5 protein-coding genes are annotated in these 3,996 nt (G+C 42.9%); 2 read left to right on the forward strand and 3 right to left on the reverse strand.

Annotated features, from left to right (window positions below):
- The 3 genes from AACT21_RS07405 to mnmA form a co-directional block, all read right to left on the reverse strand.
- Positions 1 to 297 (reverse strand): lyase family protein (locus AACT21_RS07405; RefSeq protein ID WP_254917196.1); only part of this gene is annotated, 297 nt, incomplete at its 3' end.
- Between the two features lie 54 nt (positions 298 to 351).
- Positions 352 to 969 (reverse strand): high frequency lysogenization protein HflD, encoded by a 618-nt coding sequence (gene hflD, locus AACT21_RS07410; protein ID WP_094164070.1) that lies wholly within the window; start codon positions 967 to 969, stop codon positions 352 to 354.
- A 20-nt stretch (positions 970 to 989) separates the two neighbouring features.
- Positions 990 to 2,111 carry a tRNA 2-thiouridine(34) synthase MnmA gene (gene mnmA, locus AACT21_RS07415; protein WP_017043901.1) on the reverse strand — a complete coding sequence of 374 codons (1,122 nt, stop codon included), beginning with the start codon at positions 2,109 to 2,111 and terminating at the stop codon, positions 990 to 992.
- Positions 2,112 to 2,310: 199 nt separating this feature from the next.
- On the opposite strand from mnmA, the gene AACT21_RS07420 reads away from it, so the two are divergent.
- Both AACT21_RS07420 and AACT21_RS07425 read left to right on the forward strand, forming a co-directional pair.
- A complete protein-coding gene (locus AACT21_RS07420) occupies positions 2,311 to 2,580 on the forward strand; it encodes a hypothetical protein (RefSeq protein ID WP_013857103.1) in 270 nt (89 codons plus the stop codon).
- A 102-nt stretch (positions 2,581 to 2,682) separates the two neighbouring features.
- Positions 2,683 to 3,987, forward strand: coding sequence for an inosine/guanosine kinase (locus AACT21_RS07425; RefSeq protein ID WP_088721150.1), 1,305 nt, complete (start codon positions 2,683 to 2,685; stop codon positions 3,985 to 3,987).
- Positions 3,988 to 3,996 lie beyond the last annotated feature (9 nt).

Below are 3,996 nucleotides of genomic sequence, written 5' to 3' on the forward strand. Positions count from 1 at the left end.
GAAATACTCTACAGCCTTAACATCATGGTTCGTTGTGCGTTCAATTTCTTTAATACGAGCGGCATCTTCTTCGCTAAAATTGTCTGCTATCGCATTAAGAAATTGATTGGCTTCATCACTGAATGCTGGAACTTCGGCAATTCCAGCAGTGGCTGAAAGCTTCTGTAACCAACGAATTTCAACAATGGTCCGATACTTGAGGAGACCAAACTCACTAAAGATACTGCGTAACGCAATCGTTTTACTTCCGTAGCGGCCGTCTACCGGTGAAACAGCAGTCAAGGCTGACAGTTCCATGTTTTTCTCCTGAATTTTGAGGTTAAGTGTGAGAGTGAATTCTTTGCGTCAATATTAGACTCGAGCTAATAAAATCTGAGCTTGTTCGATCATTTTCTTACGACCGAAGATCAGATGGCGACGCTTTCCTCCAACCTGACGCCACAAGACAGCGCAACGAATTCCTGAAAGGAGTAAGGCGCGCACTTTGTGCTGGGTTGAAGTTTGTTGAAGTATGGTAGGGGTTCCAATGACTTGGATTCTCGGGCCAATAGGGCTGATAACATCCAAGTAGATACTGGCAAGGTTGCTGATCATCTGATCATCAAGCAAGTCAAAATGGTTGACTTGACGTTCAATCGTTTGAATACGATCGCCCAGCTGTGACATCGCATCACGACGAGCGCTTAATTTACGCTCTAATGCCATCAGGCTAATGATATAGCGAGTGATTTCACTCCCTGATGGCGTGCTATCAATACCTTTCACCAAACATTCGAGGCCAATTTTTAAGTTGGCTTCAGAGCCGAAGACATCAAGTGTATTGTTTGGATTAGTACTTAAGATAGCCGTTAGAGAAGTTTCAAACGCGTCTGAATCACAGTGACCATTTTTTGCTACGTGTTGCACTAAAGCGACAGCTTGGCAGATACCCGCAAAAGCGATGGTACGGTCATAAAGGGTGTTAGCCACGTTTATTACTCCTAAGTTGTTTAAATTCGCTGCTCAATAATTCCACCGCCAAGACACACATCGCCTTGATAGAAAACCGCGGATTGACCAGGCGTGACGGCCACTTGTGGCTCATCAAAAATTACTTTAATGTTTTCATCATCAATAGGGATGATGGTACACGCTATATCCGTTTGACGGTAACGCGTTTTTACCGTGCAGCTTAGCGTTGCTTGGATTGGTGTACGATCAACCCAGTGTAATTGGGAAGCGATCAAGCCATGAGATTTCAATAATGGGTGATCAGCGCCTTGGACTGCAATCAAAACGTTACGTTTAAGATCTTTATCAGCGACATACCATGGGTCTTCGTTACCGCCACCGCCTTTTTGGCCACCAATGTGTAACCCTTTGCGTTGACCTAAAGTGTGGTACATCAGGCCTTGATGTTCACCAATAACGAGACCTTCTGGTGTTTCAATTTTACCCGGTTGTGCTGGTAAATAGCGAGACAAGAAGTCGGTAAATTTGCGCTCGCCGATGAAACAGATACCGGTTGAATCTTTTTTCTTCGCCGTCACCAAACCTTGTTCTTCCGCAATGCGTCGAACTTCGGGTTTTTCTAAATCACCGACAGGAAATAAGCTACGAGCCACTTGTTCATGGCTTAATGTATAGAGGAAGTAGCTTTGGTCTTTGTTGTTGTCCAAGCCGCGCAGCATTTTTGGTTTGTCATTACCTTCAGGGAAGGTGCGTCGAACATAGTGGCCCATGGCGATATAATCGGCATCTAGCACTTCATCTGCAAACTCTAAAAAGGCTTTAAACTTGATTTCTTTGTTACAAAGAATGTCTGGGTTGGGAGTTCGCCCTGCTTTATATTCCTCAAGGAAATATTCAAATACGTTGTCCCAATATTCGGCGGCAAAATTAATGGTATGAAGAGGGATGTCTAACTTATCGCACACGGCTTGTGCATCGGCTAAATCTTCCGCCGCTGTACAATATTCCTCGTTATCATCTTCTTCCCAGTTCTTCATGAACAGGCCTTCGACTTGATAACCTTGCTCTTTGAGAAGATACGCCGAAACGGAGGAGTCAACACCACCGGACATGCCGACGATGACTTTCTTTTGGCTGTTTGCGCTGCGGTTGTCTGACATTACTTAATACCACTCAATTGACTTGGTCGCAGATTCTAGCAGAAAGATTTTCGTCGCGACAGATCCGAGACAGCAATCACACTTCTATCTGGTTTAATTGGCGTCGTATCTGTCAATGTCAGCAGAAATTAGTTTTAGAATTCTACAACGGCTTATGGCATAGTGCGTGCCATTTTAAAGCGTAACAAAAGGCCACAAAATGCAAGATGACAATCAGATTATGGATGACGCATTCCTCATCGAAACAGTAGAGAATCAACTCGCGGACGGAAATCCGTTAAAGGTCAAAGAAACCTTGATGCGCTTGATGATGACAGGTCACTCAAGGGAGGATGCCGTTGCCTCTATTGCTTGTGCGCTTGCAATTGAGATTTTTGATGTGATGAAAAACGAAGGGCAATTTGACCTAAAACGCTATTCAGAGCATTTAGATAGGTTACCTGATCTCAGCTTTATGGAAGGTGAATAAAAATAATCAAGAGCAAACGTTTGCTATAGTTGCCTTAGTTGCCGCGCTAATGGGTGCGCGGTAGAATCGCGCATCTTTTTCTCCTCTACTCAGACTGACGTTATGAAATTTCCTGGCCAACGCAAATCAAAGCATTACTTTCCTGTTCATGCACGTGACCCACTTGTTATCCAAGCACAAGAAAATAAAAAAATGTCACGTACACATATTATTGGTATCGACCAGACCTTGGTGGATATAGAAGCGAAAGTAAATACTGACCTCATCGAAAAATATGAGCTTAGTAAAGGCCATTCGTTAGTGATTGACGATCAGAAGGCCGAAGCTTTGTACACTGAGCTCAAACAAAATGGTCTGATTACTAACGAATATGCTGGGGGAACGATTGGCAACACATTACACAATTATTCGGTGCTGGCAGATGATCGCTCAACGTTGTTAGGTGTGATGAGTCAAGATATAAAAATTGGTAGCTACGGTTATCGTTATTTATGTAATACATCAAGTCGGATGGATCTGAATTATTTACAAGCGGTCGATGGAGCGATTGGGCGCTGCTTTGCCTTGATCACAGAGGATGGAGAAAGAACCTTTGCTATTAGTGAAGGGCAAATGAACCAACTTCGCGCAGAAAGTGTTCCAGAAAAAATATTTAAAAGTGCTTCAGCCTTAGTATTGACTGCTTATTTAATTCGCTGCAAAACTGGTGATCCAATGCCAGAGGCAACAATGAGAGCGATTGAATATGCTAAGAAATATGATGTACCTGTTGTTTTAACCTTAGGTACTAAATTTGTTATTCAAGATGACCCTCAATTTTGGCAAAATTTTTTGCGTGATCATGTCACTGTTGTTGCCATGAATGAAGATGAAGCCGAAGCATTAACCGGGGAAAGTGATCCCCTTGCAGCGTCAAATAAAGCCTTAAATTGGGTTGATCTTGTATTATGCACCGCAGGCCCAGTCGGTTTATTTATGGCAGGATATACTGAAGATGCGGCGAAACGTGAAACATCGTTGCCACTATTACCTGGTTCTATTGCTGAATTCAATCGTTATGAATTTAGTCGCCCAGCATCAAAAATAAGTTGTGAAAATCCGATACGTGTTTATTCTCATATTTCACCGTATATGGGTGGGCCTGAGAAAATTAAAAATACTAATGGTGCGGGAGATGCGGCGTTGTCGGCATTGCTGCATGATATGGCAGCCAATAAATATCATAAAGAGAACGTCCCTAATTCGAGCAAGCATCAGAATAACTTTTTAACCTATTCATCCTTCTCGCAAGTTTGCAAATATTCCAACCGTGCCAGTTATGAGGTGCTAGCCCAGCATTCACCTCGTCTGTCACGTGGTTTACCTGAACGTGAAGACAGCTTAGAAGAAGCGTATTGGGAAAGATAAAAGATTAAA

This window comes from Vibrio sp. V08_P9A1T1 (assembly GCF_963874405.1).
Lineage (GTDB): Bacteria > Pseudomonadota > Gammaproteobacteria > Enterobacterales > Vibrionaceae > Vibrio > Vibrio anguillarum.

What these genes read in the sequence shown, in the direction of transcription:
- AACT21_RS07420 (WP_013857103.1), top strand. Translation starts at nt 2,311, where the DNA reads ATGCAAGATGACAATCAGATTATGGATGACGCATTCCTCATCGAAACA.
- AACT21_RS07425 (WP_088721150.1), top strand. Translation starts at nt 2,683, where the DNA reads ATGAAATTTCCTGGCCAACGCAAATCAAAGCATTACTTTCCTGTTCAT.
- mnmA (WP_017043901.1), bottom strand. Translation starts at nt 2,111, where the DNA reads ATGTCAGACAACCGCAGCGCAAACAGCCAAAAGAAAGTCATCGTCGGC.